We start from the raw sequence: 21,353 nt of genomic DNA, 5'->3' as shown, positions 1-21,353 counted from the left end.
CAGGGGGTTCGGGCGCAGCCCGGTACCCCCTTCCAGCCCGTCCGGCGTTTGAGGACCGGGGTCCGGGCAGAGCCCGGCGAACGGTGGAAGGGTGGGTCGGGGACTCAGCCCCGCAGGGCACCCGCACCCGCACGCGCCCAGCGGGCTGCGCACGAGCCGCCGGTGGCGGCGCCCCCGCCCGGCCACCGCCGGAAGGCGTCCCGCGCCGTCACGAAGGTGCGGGTGGGGACCACGGGGATGTGGGGACGATCAGGGGGGAGCCCGTCACCGGGTCGGGGATGACGATCGAGGCGAGGCCGAAGACCTCGTGGACCAGGCCGGCCGTGACGACCTCCGCCGGCGGCCCCTCCGCCACCACGCGGCCCGATTTCATGGCCACCAGGTGGTCCGCGTAGCGCGCCGCCTGGTTGAGGTCGTGGAGGACGGCGACCACCGTCCGGCCGCGCTCGTGGTTGAGGCGCCGGACCAGGTCCAGGACCTCCACCTGGTGGGCGATGTCCAGGAAGGTCGTCGGTTCGTCCAGGAGCAGGATGTCCGTGTCCTGGGCGAGGGCCATCGCGATCCAGACCCGCTGCCGCTGCCCGCCCGACAGCGCGTCGACCGGCCGGTCCGCCAGGTCCGCGACCGAGGTCCGGGCCATCGCGTCGACGACCGCCCGCTCGTCCGCCTCGGACCACTGCTGCCACCAGTGCTGGTGCGGCTGCCGCCCCCGTGCCACCAGGTCCGCGACCGTGATCGCCTCCGGCGCCGAGGGGGACTGGGGGAGCAGTCCGACGGCCTGCGCGATGCGTCGGGTGGGGAGGGAGGAGAGGGCTTCGCCGTCCAGGACCACCGAGCCGGAGCGGGGGCGGAGCAGCCGTCCCAGTGCCCGTAGCGTCGTCGACTTGCCGCACGCGTTCGGGCCGACGATCACCGTCACCTTGCCGTCCGGGACGGACAGGTCCAGGTCTTCGACGACCACCCGGTCCTCGTACGCGAGGGTCAGTTCCCGCGCGGACAGACGGCTCACGACTTGCCTCCACTACGGCTGCGCATGATCAGCCAGATCAGGTACGGGGCTCCGACGGCGGCCGTCAGCACGCCCACGGGGAGTTCGGTCGGGGAGAGGAGTCTGCGGGCGAGCAGGTCGCCCAGGACGACGATCACCGCACCCGTCAGGGCGGAGCAGAGGAGGGGGATCTGGGCGGTGCGCGTCATCCGGCGGGCGATCTGCGGGGCGAGCAGGGCGACGAAGTCCACCGGGCCGGCCGCGCCCGTGGCCACGGAGGCGAGGATCACGCCGAGGGCGACGAGGCCGAGGCGGACCCGGCCCAGCCGGACGCCCAGGGCCGTGGCCGTGTCGTCGTCGAGGGAGACCGTGCGCTGCGCGCGGGCCGCCCACAGGATGCCGGGGAGGAGGGCGAGCAGGACCCATGCCAGGGGCGTTGCGACGTCCCAGCCGCGGCCGTTGAGGGAGCCCGTCATCCAGATCTGGGCTTGCTGCGCGACCAGGTAGTCGCCCTTGGTCATCAGGAGGGTGGTCACCGAGCGGAGGGCGATGGCGAAGCCGATGCCGATGAGGACGAAGCGGGTGGCGTGCAGGCCGCCCCGCCAGGCGAAGACGTACACGAGCGCGGCCGCGGCCATCCCGCCGAGGACCGAGAGGTACGGGAGGACCGTGTACGAGGTGACGCCGAAGGTCAGCGCCGCCACGGTGACGGCGCTCGCGCCCTGGCTGATGCCGATGATGTCGGGGGAGGCGAGCGGGTTGCGGGCGACGGTCTGGATGAGGGCGCCCGCCACTCCGAAGGCCAGGCCGACCAGCAGGCCCACCGTCATCCGGGGCAGTCGCAGGGTGCCGACGACCAGGTCGTCGGGGGAGGGCTGTCCGAGGAGGACCTTCACCACCTCGCCGGGGGCGACGAAGGATTCGCCGAGGGAGAGGTATGCGACGCACACCGCTGTCAGGAGGAGGGCCAGGCCGAGTGCCACGGCCGTCGCCCGGCGGTGCAGGAGGAAGGAGCCGCGGCCCGAGCGGGGGCGGACCAGCCCGTAGCCGGCCGGGAGGACCCGTGCACGATCCAAGCCGGCCCGGGTGTCCCGGGTATCGACGCTCATGCCGCCACCGCCGTCTTCCGGCGGACCAGCGTGACCAGGAACGGCACGCCGATCAGCGCGGTCATCACCCCGGCCGGGACCTCGCCGGGCGGTACCACGATCCGCCCGAGGACGTCCGCGAGGAGCAGCATCACCGGGCCGATGAGGGCCGCCATCGGCAGCACCCAGCGGTGGTCGCTGCCGACGAGGGCCCGTGCGAGGTGCGGTACGGCCAGCCCGATGAAGGCGATCGGGCCTGCCGCCGCGACTCCGGCGCCGGTGAGGATCGTGGCGCCGAGGCCGGCGACGATCCGTACGGCCGCGATGTTCTGCCCGAGCCCCTTCGCCAGGTCCTCGCCCAGCGCGAGCGCGTCCAGACCGCGCGCCACCGACACCACCAGCACCGCTCCGATCAGGAGGAACGGCCAGATCTGGTGGACGACCGAGGCGTCGCGCCCGGCGATCGAGCCGACCTGCCAGAAGCGGAACTCGTCCAGCGCCGAGGCCTTCGTCGTGAGGACGCCCATGGTGACCGACACCAGCAGGGCGTTGATCGCGGCCCCGGCCAGCGCCAGCTTGACGGGGGTCGCCCCGCCGCGCCCGCCGGAGGCGACGGCGTACACGGCGACCGAGGCGACGGCGGCGCCGCCGAAGGCGAACCACACGTAGCCGCTCAGGGTGTGCACCCCCGCGAAGGCGATGGCGCAGACGACCGCGACCCCGGCTCCCTGGCTGATGCCGAGGATGCCGGGGTCGGCGATCGGGTTGCGGGTGATGCCCTGGAGCGCGGTCCCGGCGAGGGCGAGGCCCGCGCCGACCATCAGGGCTATGAGGGTGCGCGGTACGCGCAGCGTGCGGACGACCTCGGCGTCCGGCCCGGTCGCACCGCGGAAGAGCGCGTCGAAGACCTCGCCCGGCGCGATGGCGCGGGCGCCTACGGCGAGACTGAGGAGCACTGCGCACAGGAGTGCGGCGAGGCCGGCCGCCGTCCACGCGATGCGACGGGCCGTCAGGGCGCGTCGGGCCGCGGCGGGGGCCGCGGGGACGGGAGCCGGGGGAGCCGCGGGAGCCGGGGGAGCCGCGGGAGCGGGGGCTGACATGTCACCAAATTTCACTGTCTCGTAAGGCGGGGCACAGTCTACGTTCCCGCCGGTGGAGACCCTCTCGGCACAATGGGGGCATGAGCTCAGAAACGCAGCTGACCGTCGGATTCGACCTCGACATGACCCTCATCGACTCCCGGCCGGGCATCAAGGCCGCCTTCCAGGCGCTCTCGGCCGAGACGGGCACGTTCATCGACGCCGACCAGGTCGTCTCGCGCCTCGGTCCGCCGCTGGAACAGGAGCTCGCGTACTGGTTCCCGGAGGCGGAGATCCCCGCCATGGCCGATCGCTTCCGGGAGATCTATCCCACACACGCCATCGAGCCGACCCCGGCGATGCCCGGAGCCCGCGAGGCGATCGAGGCGGTCCGTGCCCTCGGTGGCCGCGCGATCGTCGTCACCGCCAAGTACGAGCCCAACGCCCGCCTGCACCTGGACCACCTCGGCATCAAGCCCGACGCGGTCATCGGCTGGCTGTGGGCGGAGGCCAAGGCGGGCGCCCTGCGCGAGTACAACGCCCAGGTCTACGTCGGCGACCACGTCGGCGACGTCCGGGGCGCCCGCACGGCCGGCGCGCTGTCGGTGACGGTCCCGACCGGCCCGTGCCCGGAGGCGGAGCTGCGGGAGGCGGGCGCGGACGTGGTGCTGACGGACCTCACGGAGCTGCCGGCCTGGCTCGCGGAGTACGAGCGGACCCGCACCGCGTAACCCCGGGCCCCTGCCGTACCGGCCCTACGCCTGCGAGGCGCGGGCCGCCGTGCGCTGCGCGGCGGCCGAGCGCAGTACGCCCGCCGCGGAGATCGCGAAGCCGACGCCCATGAGCATGCACACGGCCCACGCGTACGACGGGAAGGGGTCCATGTCGAGGAAGAGCGGGGCCATCGTGGCGAGCGTGGCCACGGCGCCGACGATGAAGACGATGCCGCCGGCCTTGACGAGCGCGTCGCCGGGGCGGGCGGTGTCGTCGGCGCCCTGCTCGGGCTGAGGGGTCTCGGGCTGAGGAGTAACAGTCACTCGACCAGGGTAGTTCCCTGGCCGGAGCGGTCACCCGCGAAGGACCGGCGAACGTCTTGTCACCTGGAGAGGGGCAACTAGCCTGAGAGGTGCGGGTCTGCGGCCCGCTTCCCACCCGACGAACGCAAGGACAGAGGACGGACGTGCCTACCGGCAAGGTCAAATGGTTCAACAGTGAGAAGGGCTTCGGCTTCCTCTCCCGTGACGACGGCGGCGACGTCTTCGTCCACTCGTCGGTGCTCCCCGACGGGCTGGACGCGCTCAAGCCCGGCCAGCGCGTCGAGTTCGGTGTTGTCGCGGGGCAGCGCGGTGACCAGGCGCTTTCGGTGATCGTCCTGGATCCGGCACCCTCCGTCGCGGCCGCGCAGCGGCGCAAGCCGGACGAGCTCGCCTCCATCGTGCAGGACCTCACGACCCTGCTGGAGAACGTCACGCAGCAACTGGAGCGGGGCCGCTACCCCGACAAGGCGCACGGCGGGACGATCGCCGGCATGCTGCGCGCGGTGGCCGACCAGCTGGACGTCTGAGCCGTACGCACGACCGTGCCCCGCCGCCCACGAGGGCCGCGGGGCACGCTGCTGTCCTACGAGAAGGTCAGCGCGTCGGCTGCGATGGCCGGAACCAGCCCCTCCGCGGCCGCCCGGGTCAGCAGCCCGCGCACGGCCGCGTAGCCGGCTTCGCCGAGGTCGGCGGTGAACTCGTTGACGTACAGCCCGATGTGCTGGTCGGCGACGGCCGGATCCAGCTCCTGCGCGTGTGCCCGTACGTAGGGCCGGGACGCCTCGGGGTCGGCCCAGGCCATCCGGACCGACGTCCGGGCCGACTCGGCGAGTGCGCGCAGCGTGTCCGTGCCCAGGGAGCGCTTGGCGATGATGGCGCCGAGCGGGATCGGCAGGCCGGTCGTGGACTCCCAGTGCTCGCCCATGTCGGCCAGGCAGTGCAGTCCGTAGTCCCGGTAGGTGAACCGGGCCTCGTGGATGACCAGTCCGGCGTCCACGCGGCCGTCGCGCACGGCGGGCATGATCTCGTGGAAGGGGAGGACGACCACCTTGCCGACGCCCGCGGGCAGTACGTCGGCGGCCCACAGCCGGAACAGCAGGTAGGCGGTGGAGCGTTCGCTCGGGACCGCGACCGTCTTGCCGGCCAGGTCCACGCCCGGCTCCCGGGTCAGACCGCGGTCTTTTACCAGCACGAGCGGTCCGCAACCACGGCCCAGTGCGCCGCCGCAGGGCAGCAGCGCGTACTCCTCCAGGACCCACGGCAGGACGGCGTAGGACACCTTCAGCACGTCGAACTCACAGTCCTCGCCGCGCTCGGCCAGGCCGTTGGTGATGTCGATGTCGGCGAAGGTGACGTCGAGGGCGGGCGCGCCGGGGACCCGGCCGTGGGCCCAGGCGTCGAAGACGAAGGTGTCGTTCGGGCAGGGCGAGTACGCGATCCGCACGGGCGGTACGGGCGGTACGGGGGCTGCGTCGTTCATCAGGGTCCTCCCCAGGAAGCGAGTACGGGTCCCAGGGCCCGGAAGCCGTCGGCCAGCGCGGCCAGCGCCTCGCCGATCCGCCAGGCGTCGCGGTCCCGGGGGCCCACGGCGTTGGAGACGGCACGGACCTCCAGGACGGGCAGCCCGTGGGCGGCGGCGGCCTCGGCGACCCCGAAGCCCTCCATGGCCTCGGCCCCGGCGAGCGGGTGCCGGGCGGCGAGGGTGGTCGTACGGGCTGCGGTGCCGGTGACGGTGGAGACGGTCAGGACGGGCGCGAGCAGCGCCCCGGTCGCCTCGGCGGCGCGCGCGGCGAGCTCTGCGGGAGGCAGGTGCACGCTGTGGCCGAAGCCGAGTTCGACGACGGTGAGGAACCCCTGCGGGGTCTCGGCGCCCAGGTCGGCGGCGACGATCGCGTCGGCGACGACGAGGGAGCCGATCGGGGCGGCGGGCGCGAACCCGCCGCCGATGCCGGCGCTGACGACGAGGCCGTAGCCGTCGGGGAGGGGCGCGAGCGCCAGGGCGGTCGCGGTACCGGCGGCCGCGGCGGCCGGTCCGACCCCGGCGACCAGCACGTCGAAGGCTCCCCGGCGGTGGATGAGGTAACCGCCGGGGAGGGTGCGCGGCCCGGGGCCGTGGTCGTGGGCGGGGACGTGGTCCGGGCCGGTGGTGTGGTCCGGATGAGGGACCGGACCGGACAGGCCTCGGACGACGGAGTCGGCCTCCGCCGTCACCGCGGTCACGATGAGCGCGCGCATGGTGGGGACGTGACTACTTGAGCTTGACGTTGAAGGCCCAGACGGCGAGGGGCTTGCCGTCCTCGGAGACCTGGACGATGTTCAGCTTCTTGGAGGCCGGTGCCTCGCCCTGGCCGCCGGTGGCGAACAGGTCGGCGCCGGGGAAGCTGCGGTAGGTGTTGGAGGAGGGCTCGGTGATCGGCTGCCCGTCGAGGACCGCCTGCCACTTCTTGCCGTCCTCGACGACGTCCGGCTCGACACCCAGGCGCAGCGTGTCGCCGCGGCCGTAGTCGATGTTCTTGGCGTGCTTCAGGTCGGTGAAGCACTCCTGGACCTTCTCGGCCGTGAGTTCCTTGCCGTCGCTGCAGGCGGCTTCGGTGGACACCGACGAGGTGCCGACCGTCACGGTCGCCAGCGGCGTCGGCTTGTCACAGGCGGAGAGGAGGAGGAGGCCGGCGGAAACGGCTCCGAGGGCCGCGACGCTGCGGCGGGCCCTACCCGAGAAAAGCGGTGCGGTCATGAGCCGAAGGCTATCGGGCGGGTGGCGTGCCTTGCTGCACGGGGTGGGGTGGTGCGGCGCCGTGGCGCAAGCGCCCCCGGCTGCGCCGGGCTTCCCGGGGCTCCGCCCCGGACCCCGCGCCTCAAACGCCGGCGGGGCTGGATTTGGCTGACGCCGGACCCGCGCCTCAAACGCTGGCGGCGCTGGATTGCCGGCGTCGGCCTCGCGGGCGCGCAGCGCCCCTAGGGGTCCGGGGCGTAGCCCCGGTTTCGGGAAGGGGCGGGGTGGGGGAAGCCCCGCGCAGCCGCCCCGGCCCCGCGCCCCGGCCCCGGCGGACCTACGCCACCCGCGGTCGCGGGGACGTCGGGTGCTGGTGCCGTGGGGAGGTGAGGAAGCCGCGTAGGGCCATCGTCGTGCCCAGGGCGACCACCGTCGCGGCGACGGACATGCCGAGGGCCCCGTTCAGGGGGAGGGCGATGCCGATCGCGCCGCCCAGGACCCAGGCCACCTGGAGCAGGGTCTCCGAGCGGGCGAAGGCCGACGTACGGACGGCCTCGGGCACGTCGCGCTGGATCATCGCGTCCAGGGAGAGCTTCGCGAGGGCCTGGCAGAAGCCGGCCGTCGCGCCCAGGACGGCCATGAACACCCCGCTGAAGAAGACCGCCGCGAGGACGGCCACCGCGAGGGTCAGGGACAGGACGGCGGCGATGATCGCCTCGGGCGCGCGGGCCCGGAGCCAGGCCCCGACGGCGGTCCCGCAGGCGTTGCCCACGCCCGCCGAGACGCCGACCATGACCAGCGACACCGCCGCGCTCTGCCCGGCGAGCGGGTGCTCGCGCAGCAGGAACGCCAGGAAGAAGATCAGGAACCCGGACAGCCCGCGCATCGACGCGTTCGCCAGCAGCCCGCACAGCACCGGGCGGCTGACCGTCCGCAGTCCCGGCCGCTTCGAGTGCGCCTCGTGGGTGGAGAGCCGGGCCCGGCGCTCCCCCTTCGCCTCGTCGACCTTGTGCGGCAGCGTGAACGCCGCGAAGGTGCCCCAGATGAAGATCGCGCACGCCCCGTAGAGCGGCCAGGGCGGGCCGATCGTGTGCAGGGCGGCGCCCACGGGCGCGGCGGCGCCGGTGGCCAGCAGGCCGGCCAGGGTCACCCGGGAGTTCGCCTTGACCAGGGAGAACCCCGGTGGGAGGAGTCGGGGGACGACCGCGCTGCGCACCACCCCGTAGGCCTTGGAGGCGACGAGGACCCCGAGGGCGGCCGGGTACAGCTCCAGGCCCCCGGTGGCCACCGCGCCCGACATCATCACGGCGAGCAGGGCCCGGGTGAGCATCGCGCCGGCCATCGCGGCCCGCCGCCCGTGCGGCAGCCGGTCCAGCAGGGGGCCGATCACCGGGGCCAGCAGGGTGAAGGGGGCCATCGTGATGGCGAGGTACAGGGCCACTCGGCCGCGTGCCTCGTCCGTGGGGACGGAGAAGAAGACGGTGGAGGCGAGCGCGACTGTGATCATCACATCGCCGGCGCCGTTGATCGCGTGCAGCTCGATCAGTTTGCCGAGGCCCGATTCGCCCGCCCCGTGCGCGTGCGTGGCCCGCCGGATCCCGCGCGCCGTACCGGTGAACGGCAGGTGCAGGGCACGCCCGATGGCCCGGCCGGCCCGCCTGGCCGGTCCCGAGCCGTCATCGGACGACCGTACGGGTGCCACGTGGCCATAGTGCCCCACTCGGCCCCCCGCGACCCTTCCCGGCGCGTCGCGGGGCCCCGGCCGCGCCCCGGGCCGGCCGTGGGTGTCCGCGAATCGGACCTTGCATGTGGGCCGAAGGCGCCGGAGGAGGTAGCGTGCGTAGCGCGCCACCGGCGGTTGCTCCTGGCCGCGCGCCTCTTCGCGATCCCGCAGAATGGATCGTAGGAAGGTGCGCCCTGGAACCCGATCGGGCGCGGACGTCGACGCGGCCCCCTGGTCCGCTCCGCCCGCGCTACGTAGGGACAGCCGACGGGTCGTTGTGGACGACAAGTACGGACGGCGCACTCGTGAGACGGCGTAGGAGAGAACGAGACCTGTGAGTGCTGCGACGACGCGAAGCCGTACCCCCGACCGCCTGTGCGTCGAGGCGGTAGCCCTCGCCCGAGCGGCGGCCGAAGAGGCCGCCTACCCCGGAGTGGTGGGCGAGCACACCGCCGCCGTCGCGGAGGGCGACCGGGTCGTCACGCACTTCTTCGAGTGCAAGGACTCCGGCTACCGCGGCTGGCGCTGGGCCGTGACGGTGACGCGTGCGTCCCGCGCGAAGAACGTCACCCTCGACGAAACGGTGCTGCTGCCGGGCGACGACGCCCTGCTGGCCCCCGAGTGGGTGCCGTGGAGCGAGCGGCTGCGGCCGGGCGACATGGGTCCGGGCGACCTGCTGCCCACGGACGCCGAGGACCTGCGGCTGGAGGCCGGCTGGTCGGGCGAGGACGCCCCGCCGCCGAACTCGGTGGTGTCCACCGAGATGGCCGAGCTGGTCGAGGCGGAGGACGCCGACGTCACCGACCGCGCGGTGGTGCCCGTACGCGGCTCCATCACCTCGGTGGCGGAAGAACTGGGCATGCGCAGGGCGCGCGTGCTCTCCCGCTACGGGCTGCACAGTGCGGCCGACCGCTGGGACGAATCCTTCGGCGCGAAGACCCCGATGGCGCAGGCGGCCCCGGCCTCGTGCGTCTCCTGTGGCTTCCTCGTCGCCATCGGCGGCTCGCTGGGCCAGGCCTTCGGCATCTGCGCGAACGAGTTCAGCCCGGCGGACGGCCGGCTGGTCTCCCTGTCCTACGGCTGCGGCGGCCACTCGGAGGCCGCGGTCATGCCGAAGCCGCTGCGACCGGCGCCGCCCGTCCTGGACTCGATGGCCTCGGACGAGTTCCACCTCCGCCCGTACCCCGACTCCGGCTCGGTCCCCACCACGGACCCCCTGGCCCCGGACCTCGGCCACTCCTGACCACGAACGGCGGCGGCCGGGCCCGGCCGCCGCCGTTCGTGGTTCTCCCGCCGCGTCAGCCGGTGGTGGTGGCCGCCGGTGCCGGCTCCGGTTCGCCGACGGCCGGCGGAGCGGGCTGCGGCTGCGGCTGCGCCGTGGCATGTCCGCGCTGCCGGATCCGGCGGACGAACCACGGCGTCCAGTTCTTCAGCTTCATGGCCGGCGCCTCGATCAGGTGCCAGGACAGCGCCGCCAGCAGCACCGTGCCGGCCATGGCCAGCAGCAGGAAGACCGGCTTGCCGTACGCGGCGTAGCCCAGCAGGGCGAGCGCCTGCTCCACCGTGAAGCCGTAGATGTAGATCCCGTACGAGTAGTCCCGCTTGCGCCCGATCGTCTGGAACGGCCTCGGCAGCCGGATCGCGAGCCACAGCAGCAGGTACGCGAACGCGGGGTAGCCGAAGACGAAGACCCCGCCGTAGACCAGCGTGCCGAGAAGCACCGCGGCGCAGACCAGCGCCAGGCCGTCGTGGACCGGCACCCGGTCGCGGTACAGCTGGAACGTGGCGCCGATCAGGAACACGAAGCACAGGTGGATCAGGAAGTGCACCGACATGGAGCCCAGGAGCGGCACCTCCACCGCGGCCTTCATGTCACCGGGGATGCCGCGCGGCGAGGGAGCGGCGATCCAGTCCCGCAGGATCAGGAGGCCGAGCACGGCCGCCGACAGCGGGACGAGCCTGCGGGCCCGCCTGAGCGCACCGGAGGCGGCCAGCACGCCGACCATCAGGTAGCAGAAGATCTCGTACTTGAGCGACCACAGGGCGCCGTTGACGCCGGGGTCGAAGTTGGTTCCGCGGGCCTTTCCCTCGCTCAGCACACCGGAGATGTCCCAGTGGGTGCTGACCGAGGTGTTCCACATGCCCTGGAGGTAACTGACCGGGCCCTGGGGGTGGTTCCAGTACCCGTCCAGTGAGCCGTGGAGGTGGGAGTACAGCAGGGGGAGGACGACCAGCGCGGAGACGAGCAGCGAGCCCCACAGTCCGGGCAGGATGCGCAGGGCGCGGTGCCAGGCGTAGCGGCCGGAGGTGCTGCGGGCGCCACTGCCCGTGATCATGAACCCCGACAGGACGAAGAAGCCGATGACGGCCATCTTGCCGACGTCGGTCTGCGCCCCGCTGTACGTCCACATCGGGTCGAGGGGGCCCCACCCGATCGGCCACACGTGGGAGAGCACCACGGACGAGGCGAGGACCAGGCGCAGTACGCCGAAGCTGTTGGCCCGCGGCGAGTACAGCTCACCGAGGGTTCCGCGCCGGCCGGGCAGGCCGGGTGCGCTGCGCACCATGCTCAGACACCGACCGGGCAGACGGCGGCCCACAGCTCGGCGACGGCGCCCTGCAGGCTCCGGGTCGGCTTCCAGTCCAGCGCCCGCTCGGTGGCGGACATGTCGAGCTGGTGCCACTCGGTCTCCGGGCCGCTTCCGGCCGGGGCGGGCACCTCCACGATCCGCGTCGGTACGCGGCTCTCCTCGATCAGGAGCTCGACCACCTCGCGGGCGGACGTCGCCCGGCCGAGCCCGAGGTTGAGGACCGGCGGGCAGCCGCGTGCCGGGACGAGGGCGGCGGCGATGGCCTCCACCGCGTCCCCGAGGTGGAGGAACTCGCGCTGAGCGGTGAGGGGCATCAGCGACAGCTCGGCGCCGCCGCCGGCGGCCCGGCCCTCGGCCAGCTTGCCCGCCATGACGCCGAGGAGGCTGTGTACGGGCTGGCCCGCTCCGACGACGTTGCCCAGGCGCAGCACGAGGGCGTCCAGGCCCTGGTCGCGCACGGCCTCGGTGATCAGTTCGGTGGCACGGAGCTTGACCCGGCCGTAGACGGTCGAGGGGCGTGCGGGGGAGTCCTCGGTGTAGGTCGTCCCGACCGGGAAGAGGCCGTACTCGTGCACGGATCCGATGTGCACCAGCCGCGGCGGCTTCGCCATGCCCCCCAGGGTCTCCAGCAGGCGTTCGACCATGCCGAGGTTGGCCGGGACCATCTGTTCGTCGGTCAGGCCCCAGTCGCCGCCGGCCGCGTTGACGACGACGTCGATCCGGTGGGCCGTGAGGATCTCCGCCAGCGCGGCCGGCGGGTCGAGGGTGAGGTCGAAGGCGACGAACTCGCCCGGCAGCGTGACGGTCGGCTCCTTGCGGGCGACGGCGAGCAGGCCGTGGCCGCGCTCGTCGAGCGTGGCGCACAGGGCCCGGCCGATGAAGCCGGTGGCTCCGAGGACGGCCACACGGGGCAGGGGCTGGCTGGTGAGCGGCATGGGCGTGGGCTCCGGACGGGTCGGGAGGGAGAGTGGTGACTGGCGGGGCTGGCAGGGCTGGCGGGACTGTCGGGGCTGCCGGGCTGCCGGGCTGTCGGGGCTGCCGGGTGTGTGCCGTCAGCGGTGATCGGCGCCGGCGACGTGCCGCAGCAGGGTGCGGGCGCCCTCGCTCTGCTTGTTCTTCAGCGCGCCGGGGACCATCGTCAGCGCGTGGATCCGGGAGGACAGGTGAAGCCGGGAGGCCTTGGCGGCCTTCGTCCAGCCCGTGCCGTCCAGGCGGTCGGCGACGTCCATGAAGAAGCGGTTCGCCTCTTGGAAACGGACGCCGGTGAAGGCCTGCCGGGAGGAGATGCTGACGGCGTGCCGGCGGTATTGGAAGCACAGGGTGTCCGACAGGAGCATCTGCTCGCCCGCCTGGAGCACGTCGATGACCAGGGCGAGGTCCTGCGTGACCTCCAGGTCGTCCCGGAAACCGGCCTTGCGGACGGCCTCGGTGCGCCAGCAGATGGACGGGAAGAACAGCCAGTTCCCGCGCAGCACGCTCGTGGCGAGCGCCTCGCCGCCCATCAGCACCTCACCCTTGAACCCGGGCTTGTACAGGCGGCGCTTGGACTGGTCGACGAGGCCCTCGGTGGGCTTGCCCGCGCCGTCGATGACCTCGACGCCCGGCTGGATCATGCCGATGCCGGGGTGCTTCGCGAGCGCGGCCCGGATGGTGGCCACGTACGCGGGCAGCATGATGTCGTCGGTGCCCATCAGCACGAAGTGCTCTTCGCGGACCAGCCCCAGGCACGTGCGGTAGTTGCCGGTGACGCCGAGGTTCCGCTCGTTGCGCCGGTAGGAGACGCGCGGGTCGTCGAGCTCCGCGAACCAGCCGGGAACGGACGGCTCCGTGCCGTCGTCCACCACCGTGAGACGCCAGTCGGGGTCGGTCTGCGCCAGCACGCTCCGCACCGCGGCCTGCATCAGGGCCACATCGCCGTAGTAGGGCAGCATGATGTCGAGAGTGGTCATCGGGGGTGCACCGGGTCCTTCGCAGGGGACGGGACGGGAGGTGTCCGGTGGCCGGTCGCTCAGTGACGGACGGGGGCCGGGGATTCCTCGTAATCGGGCAGGATGCCCGACCCACGCCTCGTCCAGAGGGCCGTAGCGGGACGGCTCAATGAACAGTCCGTGCCGTGCCGGAGCGGCGTCCAACCCCCGTCAACTCGGGGGATCACCGCCCCCGGACGGCCCAGTACAGTGACCGCACTATGCGCATTCTCGTGACCGGTGGCGCCGGTTTCATAGGCTCGCAGTTCGTACGCTCCCTCCTCTCGGCAGACCCTGCCGCCACGATCACGGTCTTCGACAAGCTGACCTACTCGGGCGTCGAGGAGAACCTCGCGCCCGTGGCGGGCCACCCCGGTTACGCCTTCGTCCGCGGTGACATCTGCGACGTCGACGCCGTCGACCAGGTCATGGCCGGTCACGACGCGGTGGTGCACTTCGCCGCGGAGTCCCACGTGGACCGTTCCATCGCCGGCGCGGGCCCCTTCGTTATGACCAACGTCGTGGGCACGCAGGTGCTGCTGGACGCCGCCCGCAAGCACGGCGTCGGCCGCTTCGTCCACGTCTCCACCGACGAGGTGTACGGCTCGATCAGCGAGGGCTCCTGGACCGAGGAGTGGCCGCTCGCGCCGAACTCCCCGTACTCCTCGTCCAAGGCGGGCTCCGACCTGCTGGCGCTGGCCTACCACCGGACCCACGGCATGGACGTCGTGGTGACGCGCTGCTCCAACAACTACGGGCCGTACCAGTTCCCCGAGAAGGTCATCCCGCTCTTCACCACCAACCTGATCGACGGCAGGAAGGTCCCGCTCTACGGCACGGGCGGCAACATCCGTGACTGGCTGCACGTCGCGGACCACTGCCGCGGCATCGAGCTGGCCCTGCACAAGGGCCGCGCCGGCCACGTCTACAACATCGGCGGCGGCGTCGAGCTCACCAACAGGGAGCTCACCGGCCTGCTGCTGGACGCCGCCGGCGCCGACTGGGACATGGTCGAGCCGGTGGAGGACCGCAAGGGCCACGACCTGCGCTACTCCCTCGACATCACCAAGATCAGCGAGGAGCTCGGCTACGCGCCGCAGGTCGGCTTCGAAGAGGGCCTGGCCTCGACGATCGACTGGTACCGCGAGAACCGCGCCTGGTGGGAGCCGCTCAAGGTGAAGGCCGCCCGGCAGCTGTGAGCGCTCCGGACGCAGCGGTGAGCGCTCCGGACGCAGTGGGCAGTGCATCGGATGCGGTCGTGAGCGCTCCGGACGCAGCGGGCAGCGCGCCGGACGCAGTCGTGAGCGCTCCGGACGCTCCGGCGGGCGGGAAGCGGTGGTCGCCGCTGACGAGGATCGCGAGCACCCTGCCACCCGGCACCCTGCTGGTGATCAGCGGCACGGTCGTCCTGGGCGCGGCCTCGTACATCCACCTGATGGCGGCCGGCCACAGCCTCGACACCGACGCCATGGCCGCCCTCTCGGTGCTCTGGACGATCCTCATGTCGGTGGGCATCGGCCTCTTCTTCCCCGTGGAGCAGGAGCTCACCCGGATCGTCGCCGCGCACCGCGTCGCCGGCACGGGCGTCCGGGGCGTCCTGTGCCAGATCGCCGGGCTCACCCTCGGCATGCTCGTCCTGCTGGCGGCCGCTCTGGCCTGGACGGCCCCGCTCCTCGCCGACACGTTCTTCTACGGGCACACCGAGATGGTCGGCGCGCTCGGCCTGGCCTTCGCCGCGATGGGCATCGGCAACGTCTGCCGCGGGGTGCTGGCCGGCCTCGGCCGGTTCGCCCCGTTCGGCCGGCAGCTGGGCATCGACGGCGTCCTGCGCATCGGCCTCGCCGTGGGCTTCGCCCTCGCCGGGGTCCGCTCCCCGCTGGCCTTCGCCCTGATCCTCACGGCCGCCCCGCTCGTCGCCGCCCTCGCCACCTCGGTACCCGTCTTCCGGGGGCTCGGCCGGGGGCCGTCCGAGCGGTGGCCGGGGCTGCTCGGCGGCCTCGGCCCGCTCGTCGTCTCCACCCTGCTGTCCCAGGTCGTCGTCAACGCCGCCGTGGTCAGCACCAAGCTCCTCGCATCCGAGGACGGCGCGCTCGTCGCGGGTCTGCTGAACGCGATCGTGCTGGCCCGGGTACCGCTCTTCGTCTTCGGCTCGCTCCAGGCCTCGCTGCTCTCCGGGCTGGCCACCGCGGCGGCCGCCGGCGACCGCGCCGGCTTCTCCCGGCTGCTCGGGCGCACCTCCCTGGTCGTCGCCGCGCTCGGCCTGGCCGGGGGCGTCCCGGCCACCCTGCTCGGCCCGTGGCTCATCGAGGTGCTCTTCAAGGCCGAGGCGGGACTCGGCCACGCCGTGTTCTTCTGGATCTCCACCGGCACGCTGTTCTACATGCTGGCCATGGTGCTGGGCCAGGCCCTCCTGGTCCTGCACCGGCACCGCCTGCAACTGCTCGGCTGGGCCGTGGCCACCCTGGTCCTGGCCGGCGCGACGCTGCTCCCCGGCGAGGTCTCCACCCGCGTGTGCCTCGCCTACACCCTGGCCTCGCTCACCGCGGTCATCGGCATGGCCGCGGCCCTGTGGCTGACCTTCCCGCGCCGGCCCCCGGCCGCCCCGCGAGCTGCCCCGGGAGCCGCACCAGGAGCCGCCCCGGGAGGGCCTCGCCCGGTTGGGTGACCTGGGGTGTGGGCGCCCGCCCGGCGTGTTCCGCTGGGCGGGATGAAGACCTCCGCGCGCCCCGAGACCCACACCGGCCAGGCGGCGCCCACGCGCACCCGCCTGTCCTGGGTGGACTTCGCCGTGGCCGCCGCCTTCCTGGTGCTCGGGTACGCGATCCTCCAGGTCGGCAAGGGCACCACCGTCAACTTCGACCCCGCCGACGTCCCCGACGTGGACACTGACCCGGCGAAGCTCCCGTACTACGCCGCCCGCAGCGTCCTGCGGATGTTCATCGCGCTGATCGCCTCCGTGGTCTTCACCTTCGGCTACGCCTACGCCGCCGCGCGCAGCCGCCGCCTGGAACGGGTGCTGATCCCGGCCCTGGACATCCTCCAGTCCGTCCCCGTCCTCGGCTTCCTCTCCGTCCTCGTCACCTTCTTCGTCGCGCTCTTCCCCGGCTCGCTCCTCGGCCTCGAGTGCGCCGTCGTCTTCGCCATCTTCACCTCGCAGGCCTGGAACATGACCTTCGGGTTCTACGCCACCCTGACCTCCCTCCCGCGCGAACTCGACGAGGTCTCCCGCTCGTTCGGCTTCACCCGCTGGATGCGCTTCTGGCGCGTGGAGGTCCCCGCCGGGGTCATCGACCTGGTGTGGAACGGCATGATGAGCTTCGCCGGCGGCTGGTTCATGCTCGTCGCCTCCGAGGCCGTCTCCGTCTCCGGGCAGGAGTACGCCGTCCCCGGCCTCGGCTCGTACGCGGGCACCGCGATCGGCGAGGGGGACCTCGGGAAGGTCGGCTGGGTCATCCTCGCGATGACCGTCACCATCGTCACCGTCAACTTCTTCTTCTGGCGGCCCCTCACGGCCTGGGCGGAGAAGTACAAGAACGAGCAGTCGGAGTCCACCGACGTCCAGCGCAGCTGGGTACTGGACTTCCTGCGCCGCTCCCACTGGCCCCGCCTGCTCGGCCGCGCCACCGCCCCCGCCCGCGACGCCACCGGCCGGGCCGCCCGCGTACTGGGCCGCGACGACATGGCGCTGTCCGTGGACCCGGCCCGCCGCCGGACCGGTGACGTGGTCTTCGCCGTCGTCGCCGGAGCCGTCATCCTGTGGGGCCTGTACGACCTGGTGCGCTACCTCCAGCGCGAGACCGGCCTCGGAGTCTTCGGGGAGCCGCTGCTGCTCGGGCTGATCACCTTCGTCCGGGTGATCGTGCTCGTCGCCGCCGCCACCGTCGTGTGGGTGCCCGTGGGCGTGTGGATCGGCTCCTCGCCCCGGCTCACGAAGACCGCCCAGCCCGTGGTGCAGGTCCTGGCGAGCTTCCCCGCGAACCTGCTCTTCCCGGTGGCCGTCTGGTTCTTCCTGGAGACCGGGCTGAACATCAACATCGGCTGCATCCTGCTGATGGCCCTCGGCGCGCAGTGGTACATCCTCTTCAACGCCATCGCCGGAGCCATGGCCATCCCCTCCGACCTCAAGGAGGCCATGGACGACCTCGGCGTCCGCGGGATCCAGCGCTGGAAGCGCCTGATCATCCCGGCCGTGTTCCCCTCGTACGTCACCGGAGGCATCACCGCCTCGGGCGGCGCCTGGAACGCCTCCATCGTCGGCGAGGTCGTCACCTTCGCCGGTACGACCCTGTCCGCGACCGGCCTGGGCGCGTACATCTTCCACGCCACCGAGGCCGGGGACTTCCCCCAGCTGATCGCCGGGATCGCCGTCATGAGCCTGTACGTCGTCGGGCTCAACCGGCTGTTCTGGCGGCCCCTGTACCGGCTCGCGGAGCGCCGCTACTCCATCTGAACCGCCCGACCGAGGAGCCCGCCCCGCATGACCGCGACCCCGACCGCGACCCCGACCACGACCCCGACCACGATCCTCCAGGCCGCCGCCCTCACCAAGTCCTACGCCGGCGCCGACGGGGAGCTGCCCGTGCTCGGCGGCATCGACCTGGAGATCCGCGAGGGCGAGATCGTCGCCCTCCTGGGGAAGTCCGGCAGCGGCAAGTCCACCCTGCTGCGCTGCCTCGCCGGGCTGATCCCCGCCAGCTCCGGTTCGGTCACCTACCGGGGCGAGGAGCTGCGCGGGGCGAACCCGGGCACGGCGATGGTGTTCCAGACCTTCGCGCTGCTGCCCTGGCTGACGGTGCAGCAGAACGTGGAACTGGGCCTGGAAGCCAAGGGCATGGACCGCGAGGCGCGGGCCCGGCAGGCGGTGGAGGCGATCGACCTGATCGGCCTCGACGGCTTCGAGTCGGCTTACCCGAAGGAGCTCAGCGGCGGGATGCGCCAGCGCGTCGGCTTCGCCCGGGCGCTGGTGGTGGAGCCGGACGTACTGATGATGGACGAGCCCTTCTCCGCGCTGGACGTGCTCACCGCCGAGAACCTGCGCGGCGAGCTGATGGAGCTGTGGGCCTCCGACCGCTTCCCCGCCAAGGCGGTGGTGCTGGTCACGCACAACATCGAGGAGGCGGTGCTGATGGCCGACCGGGTGGTCGTGCTGGGCTCGCGGCCCTACGGCACCATCAAGGAGACCTTCGCGGTGGACCTGGCCCGCCCCCGGGACCGGAGCGGCGCCGAGTTCGAGCGGATCGTGGACGCCGTGTACGCGGTGATGACCGGCCGCACCGCCAAGTCCCCGGCCGTCGCCCCGCCCGCCAAGCGCACCCCGGCCAACACCCCGCTCCCGGCGGCCAGCGTCGACGGCATGGCGGGCCTCGCCGAGATCGTGCTCCAGCGGGGCACCGGCGACGGCAGCGAGGACCTCGCCGACCTCGCCGACGAACTGGGCCTGGAGGTGGACGACGTACTGCCCCTGGTGGACGGGCTGGAACTGCTGGGCCTCGCCGAGGTACGGGACCTGCACCTGGTGTTGACCCCCCGCGGCACCGCCTTCGCGGGGGCCGACGTACAGGAGTCGAAGGAGCTGTTCGCGGAGGGGGCCATGGAGGTCCCGCTGGTCCACCTGATCCACACCACCCTGAAGCGCTCGCGGGGCGGTACCCAGCGGGCCGGCTTCTTCCGCGACCTCCTCTCGCACCACTACACGAGCGAACAACTGGAACGCCAACTGGAAACGGCGACGGACTGGGGCCGCTACGGCGAGCTGTACGGCTACCACGCGGACGCCGAGGAATACCGCCTCGACGAGGACCCGACGACCTAGCCTCGCCGGCGTTTGAGGCGCGGGGTCTGGGGCGGAGCCCCAGGGGGGTCCGGGCAGCGCCCGGGGAACGGTGGAAGGGCGGGTAGGGGACTTCGCCCCGCAGGGCGCTCAGGCCTTGGGGCGCCGCCGCAGGAGCCGCTTCGCGGCCAGGGTGACGCCCAGGGCCACCACCAGAACGAGCGCACCCTTCGTGAAGCTCCCGCCCTCGCGCTCCCCGGGCGCACCCGGTGAGGGAGCGGGAGCACCGGGGGCAGACGAGGCCGAGGACGGAGACGGCTCAACGCCGGAGGCGACCGGCACGGCGACGACCCGACTCTTCGCCCCCTCCGCCCCGAACATCAGCGTCGCCCCGTCCGCCGTGTACGTCACGGACTCCGCCTGCCCCTGCCACGGCGCGGCCACCGTCTCCCCGTCCCCGGCCGGCCGCCCGTCCTTCCACGGGTACGTCTTCGCCCACAAGTACCCCCGCAGCGCGAGCCGCCCCCCGTCCGGGGAGAACGCCCCGTCCGTGACCCACGGGACGTCCCCGATCCGCCGGAAGGTGTTCGTACCGGAGGCGGACAGCGCCGGCGGTCCCTCGTACAGCCCGCCGGCCCGTTCGTCCTTGCTCGCGATGTACACCCGCCCCGTCACCGGGTGCACCATCAGCGCCTCCGCGTTCCGCGGCCCGTCGGCGTACTTCACCGTGAACTGCTCGGCCTTGAGCGTGGCGTCCCGGAGCGTCTTCGGCTCGGCGAACCGGTAGATCCACACGTGGTTCCAGGAGCCGCCCAGGTTGTCCCCGATGTCGCCGACGTACAGCCGCCCGTCCGGGCCCAGCGAGATCCCCTCGATGTCCCGCGGCGTGCCGATGCCGGTCAGGGTGATCCGCGCGACCGTCTTCCCGGTCGCGGAGTCCACGGCGTACACGTACGGGCCGTCGTCGCTGTCGTTGTGCGTCCAGTAGACGCCGGGGTGGATCCGGCTGGCCGCGAGCCCGCTCGATTCCTTGATCCGAGGGTCGGTGATCGTGAACCCGGACGCGGCCGGCCCGGCGGCGGAGGCGGAGGCGGCGGCGGCCGCCGGCAGCAGGGCGAGGGCAACAGCAGCAGCGGCGGTCAGGGGCAGCAGGTGCGGGCGCATCCCCCTACCCTGCCAGCCCGCCCCGCGTGTCCGGCATCACAGGGGCCGCGGCCCGGTGATCCGCGAAGATGTCCGGATGCGTTTCATGTTTGTCGGCGATTCCATGACCGTCGGACGCGCCGGCGACTACACCTGGCGCTACCGGATGTGGCAGCACCTCGAGACCACCTTCGGCGGCCCGTACGAGATCGTCGGCCCCCGCAGCGGGCTCTACGACGCCCTCGCGGACGCGCCGGCCAGCGACGCCTACGCCGACCCCGGCTTCCCCGCCGAAGCCCGCCGCCACCTCGCCGGCTGGGGCGAGGGCTGGCAGCACATGGCCCCGCTCATCGGGCCCGCCGTCCGCTCCTCGGGGCCCGACGTGCTGCTGGTCTCCCTCGGGCTGATCGACCTGGGCTTCTACACCGCCGCCGAGGGCACCGCCGAAAACGCCCGCCGGTTCATCGCGGAGGCCCGCGCCGCCCGCCCCGGGATACGGATGGTCCTGCTGCCCGTCATACCCAACGTCCGGGCCCGGGACGACGCGCCCTTCGCGCAGCAGGTCGAGATGTTCAACGAGCTCCTCGCCAAGGCCGTCGCCGACCTGTCGACCCCCGCCTCGCCGATCCTGCTGGCCGCGCGCCCGGAGGCGTACGCGATCGACAGCGACACCTACGACGGCACGCACCCCAACGCCTCCGGCGAGCACCGCCTGGCCGGGGAGTTCGCGGCGGTCCTCCACCAGGCCTGGGCCCTGGGCGGCCCGTACCGGCCCCGGCAGGACACGTAGCGAGAGCCGGTTCGGGGAGCCAGTTCAGGAACGTTGATTTCATCCAGTGGTTCAGCGCATCGGTGGCTGTCGGCGTTTCGCGCTATCCCGCGCTGCGCAAGCCACGGGCTGCCTTGTACGTACGTAGACGTGGAAGCGGTCACCGTATGCGAGCAGCCAAGTCCAATGGATCAGGCCGTACTTCCGTTTCGTCGTGACTGCTTGCCCAGGGGCCTTCCGGCTCGCCGTCTTGAGTAATCGGCGACCCGGCGCCCTCGTCCGGCCGGGCGGGGAGGTCAACATGAGGCGAAACCCTGTACTCCATGACTCTGGGGCGCCTAGTACTCCAGCAGTACTTTGTGGCTTGACCTGGGGAAACGTCGAGCGGTGGGAGTGTAGCGGGCAGGCTGCCGTCACGGACGGCTTCTGCCCGCCTGCCCCTCGAAGGAGTGCCCACGACGGCGGTAGTGGCAGCGGCGGGCCAC

General features: G+C 72.8%; 20 protein-coding genes. 8 read left to right on the top strand and 12 right to left on the bottom strand.

Annotated features, from left to right (window positions below; all coding sequences use genetic code 11):
- Nucleotides 1-208: 208 nt before the first annotated feature.
- Genes MTF69_RS42315 through MTF69_RS42305 form a run of 3 tightly spaced genes read right to left on the bottom strand, consistent with a single transcriptional unit; the run spans nt 209 to nt 3,176 of the window.
- The gene (locus MTF69_RS42315; protein WP_243342157.1) at nt 209-1,009 is read right to left on the bottom strand and encodes an ABC transporter ATP-binding protein; all 801 of its coding nucleotides are present in this window, start codon (nt 1,007-1,009) and stop codon (nt 209-211) included.
- Entirely contained in the window at nt 1,006-2,097 is a 1,092-nt protein-coding gene (locus MTF69_RS42310) for an iron chelate uptake ABC transporter family permease subunit (RefSeq protein WP_243342156.1), read from the bottom strand. Before MTF69_RS42310 ends, MTF69_RS42315 begins: the two co-directional genes overlap by 4 nt.
- Nucleotides 2,094-3,176, bottom strand: a complete 1,083-nt coding sequence (locus MTF69_RS42305) for an iron ABC transporter permease (protein ID WP_243342155.1) — start codon at nt 3,174-3,176, stop codon at nt 2,094-2,096. The genes MTF69_RS42310 and MTF69_RS42305 overlap by 4 nt, the downstream gene beginning before the upstream one ends.
- Nucleotides 3,177-3,256: 80 nt before the next feature.
- Between MTF69_RS42305 and MTF69_RS42300 the strand changes: the two genes are divergently transcribed.
- A complete protein-coding gene (locus MTF69_RS42300; RefSeq protein ID WP_243342154.1) occupies nt 3,257-3,886 on the top strand; it encodes an HAD family hydrolase in 630 nt (209 codons plus the stop codon).
- A gap of 24 nt (nt 3,887-3,910) precedes the next feature.
- Here MTF69_RS42300 and MTF69_RS42295 read toward each other — a convergent pair whose 3' ends face one another.
- Nucleotides 3,911-4,192 carry a hypothetical protein gene (locus MTF69_RS42295; RefSeq protein ID WP_243342153.1) on the bottom strand — a complete coding sequence of 94 codons (282 nt, stop codon included), beginning with the start codon at nt 4,190-4,192 and terminating at the stop codon, nt 3,911-3,913.
- A 143-nt stretch (nt 4,193-4,335) separates the two neighbouring features.
- Here MTF69_RS42295 and MTF69_RS43285 point away from each other — a divergent pair, with 143 nt between their 5' ends.
- The gene (locus MTF69_RS43285; protein ID WP_308401526.1) at nt 4,336-4,719 is read left to right on the top strand and encodes a cold-shock protein; all 384 of its coding nucleotides are present in this window, start codon (nt 4,336-4,338) and stop codon (nt 4,717-4,719) included.
- 56 nt (nt 4,720-4,775) lie between these two features.
- Here MTF69_RS43285 and MTF69_RS42285 read toward each other — a convergent pair whose 3' ends face one another.
- The 4 genes from MTF69_RS42285 to MTF69_RS42270 form a co-directional block, all read right to left on the bottom strand.
- Nucleotides 4,776-5,672 (bottom strand): 1,4-dihydroxy-6-naphthoate synthase, encoded by an 897-nt coding sequence (locus tag MTF69_RS42285; RefSeq protein ID WP_243342152.1) that lies wholly within the window; start codon nt 5,670-5,672, stop codon nt 4,776-4,778.
- Entirely contained in the window at nt 5,672-6,427 is a 756-nt protein-coding gene (locus MTF69_RS42280; protein ID WP_243342151.1) for a futalosine hydrolase, read from the bottom strand. The genes MTF69_RS42285 and MTF69_RS42280 overlap by 1 nt, the downstream gene beginning before the upstream one ends.
- A 13-nt stretch (nt 6,428-6,440) precedes the next feature.
- Nucleotides 6,441-6,926 carry a DUF2771 domain-containing protein gene (locus MTF69_RS42275; protein ID WP_243342150.1) on the bottom strand — a complete coding sequence of 162 codons (486 nt, stop codon included), beginning with the start codon at nt 6,924-6,926 and terminating at the stop codon, nt 6,441-6,443.
- Between the two features lie 316 nt (nt 6,927-7,242).
- Entirely contained in the window at nt 7,243-8,625 is a 1,383-nt protein-coding gene (locus MTF69_RS42270) for an MFS transporter (RefSeq protein WP_374325788.1), read from the bottom strand.
- Nucleotides 8,626-8,962: 337 nt separating this feature from the next.
- On the opposite strand from MTF69_RS42270, the gene MTF69_RS42265 reads away from it, so the two are divergent.
- A complete protein-coding gene (locus MTF69_RS42265; protein ID WP_243342148.1) occupies nt 8,963-9,871 on the top strand; it encodes a DUF3027 domain-containing protein in 909 nt (302 codons plus the stop codon).
- 55 nt (nt 9,872-9,926) lie between these two features.
- Here MTF69_RS42265 and MTF69_RS42260 read toward each other — a convergent pair whose 3' ends face one another.
- From MTF69_RS42260 to MTF69_RS42250, 3 genes are all read right to left on the bottom strand, one after another.
- The gene (locus MTF69_RS42260; protein ID WP_243342147.1) at nt 9,927-11,195 is read right to left on the bottom strand and encodes an acyltransferase; all 1,269 of its coding nucleotides are present in this window, start codon (nt 11,193-11,195) and stop codon (nt 9,927-9,929) included.
- Nucleotides 11,196-11,197: 2 nt separating this feature from the next.
- The gene (locus MTF69_RS42255; protein ID WP_243342146.1) at nt 11,198-12,154 is read right to left on the bottom strand and encodes an NAD(P)-dependent oxidoreductase; all 957 of its coding nucleotides are present in this window, start codon (nt 12,152-12,154) and stop codon (nt 11,198-11,200) included.
- A gap of 117 nt (nt 12,155-12,271) precedes the next feature.
- Nucleotides 12,272-13,168 carry a glycosyltransferase gene (locus MTF69_RS42250; RefSeq protein ID WP_243342145.1) on the bottom strand — a complete coding sequence of 299 codons (897 nt, stop codon included), beginning with the start codon at nt 13,166-13,168 and terminating at the stop codon, nt 12,272-12,274.
- Between the two features lie 239 nt (nt 13,169-13,407).
- Between MTF69_RS42250 and rfbB the strand changes: the two genes are divergently transcribed.
- Genes rfbB through MTF69_RS42230 form a run of 4 tightly spaced genes read left to right on the top strand, consistent with a single transcriptional unit; the run spans nt 13,408 to nt 18,998 of the window.
- The gene (gene rfbB / locus MTF69_RS42245) at nt 13,408-14,385 is read left to right on the top strand and encodes a dTDP-glucose 4,6-dehydratase (RefSeq protein WP_243342144.1); all 978 of its coding nucleotides are present in this window, start codon (nt 13,408-13,410) and stop codon (nt 14,383-14,385) included.
- A gap of 59 nt (nt 14,386-14,444) precedes the next feature.
- Nucleotides 14,445-15,851, top strand: a complete 1,407-nt coding sequence (locus MTF69_RS42240) for a lipopolysaccharide biosynthesis protein (protein WP_243342143.1) — start codon at nt 14,445-14,447, stop codon at nt 15,849-15,851.
- Between the two features lie 42 nt (nt 15,852-15,893).
- Nucleotides 15,894-17,636 carry an ABC transporter permease subunit gene (locus MTF69_RS42235; RefSeq protein ID WP_243342142.1) on the top strand — a complete coding sequence of 581 codons (1,743 nt, stop codon included), beginning with the start codon at nt 15,894-15,896 and terminating at the stop codon, nt 17,634-17,636.
- A gap of 27 nt (nt 17,637-17,663) precedes the next feature.
- Nucleotides 17,664-18,998, top strand: a complete 1,335-nt coding sequence (locus tag MTF69_RS42230) for a nitrate/sulfonate/bicarbonate ABC transporter ATP-binding protein (RefSeq protein ID WP_243342141.1) — start codon at nt 17,664-17,666, stop codon at nt 18,996-18,998.
- A 108-nt stretch (nt 18,999-19,106) separates the two neighbouring features.
- Here MTF69_RS42230 and MTF69_RS42225 read toward each other — a convergent pair whose 3' ends face one another.
- Entirely contained in the window at nt 19,107-20,120 is a 1,014-nt protein-coding gene (locus MTF69_RS42225) for a WD40 repeat domain-containing protein (protein WP_243342140.1), read from the bottom strand.
- 76 nt (nt 20,121-20,196) lie between these two features.
- Here MTF69_RS42225 and MTF69_RS42220 point away from each other — a divergent pair, with 76 nt between their 5' ends.
- A complete protein-coding gene (locus MTF69_RS42220; RefSeq protein WP_243342139.1) occupies nt 20,197-20,889 on the top strand; it encodes a GDSL-type esterase/lipase family protein in 693 nt (230 codons plus the stop codon).
- The last annotated feature ends 464 nt before the right edge of the window (nt 20,890-21,353 follow it).

Source organism: Streptomyces sp. AP-93, assembly GCF_022808175.1.
GTDB lineage: Bacteria > Actinomycetota > Actinomycetes > Streptomycetales > Streptomycetaceae > Streptomyces.
The sequence above is the reverse complement of the archived record's forward strand: the minus strand, read 5'-3'. Positions and strand labels throughout refer to the sequence as shown.

Excerpts from the sequence above, each read along its gene's own strand:
- MTF69_RS42310 (WP_243342156.1), bottom strand. The coding sequence starts at position 2,097 with ATGAGCGTCGATACCCGGGACACCCGGGCCGGCTTGGATCGTGCACGG.
- MTF69_RS42305 (WP_243342155.1), bottom strand. The coding sequence starts at position 3,176 with ATGTCAGCCCCCGCTCCCGCGGCTCCCCCGGCTCCCGCGGCTCCCCCG.
- MTF69_RS42300 (WP_243342154.1), top strand. The coding sequence starts at position 3,257 with ATGAGCTCAGAAACGCAGCTGACCGTCGGATTCGACCTCGACATGACC.
- MTF69_RS42285 (WP_243342152.1), bottom strand. The coding sequence starts at position 5,672 with ATGAACGACGCAGCCCCCGTACCGCCCGTACCGCCCGTGCGGATCGCG.
- MTF69_RS42280 (WP_243342151.1), bottom strand. The coding sequence starts at position 6,427 with ATGCGCGCGCTCATCGTGACCGCGGTGACGGCGGAGGCCGACTCCGTC.
- MTF69_RS42275 (WP_243342150.1), bottom strand. The coding sequence starts at position 6,926 with ATGACCGCACCGCTTTTCTCGGGTAGGGCCCGCCGCAGCGTCGCGGCC.
- MTF69_RS42260 (WP_243342147.1), bottom strand. The coding sequence starts at position 11,195 with ATGGTGCGCAGCGCACCCGGCCTGCCCGGCCGGCGCGGAACCCTCGGT.
- MTF69_RS42255 (WP_243342146.1), bottom strand. The coding sequence starts at position 12,154 with ATGCCGCTCACCAGCCAGCCCCTGCCCCGTGTGGCCGTCCTCGGAGCC.
- MTF69_RS42250 (WP_243342145.1), bottom strand. The coding sequence starts at position 13,168 with ATGACCACTCTCGACATCATGCTGCCCTACTACGGCGATGTGGCCCTG.
- rfbB (WP_243342144.1), top strand. The coding sequence starts at position 13,408 with ATGCGCATTCTCGTGACCGGTGGCGCCGGTTTCATAGGCTCGCAGTTC.
- MTF69_RS42235 (WP_243342142.1), top strand. The coding sequence starts at position 15,894 with ATGAAGACCTCCGCGCGCCCCGAGACCCACACCGGCCAGGCGGCGCCC.
- MTF69_RS42230 (WP_243342141.1), top strand. The coding sequence starts at position 17,664 with ATGACCGCGACCCCGACCGCGACCCCGACCACGACCCCGACCACGATC.
- MTF69_RS42225 (WP_243342140.1), bottom strand. The coding sequence starts at position 20,120 with ATGCGCCCGCACCTGCTGCCCCTGACCGCCGCTGCTGCTGTTGCCCTC.
- MTF69_RS42220 (WP_243342139.1), top strand. The coding sequence starts at position 20,197 with ATGCGTTTCATGTTTGTCGGCGATTCCATGACCGTCGGACGCGCCGGC.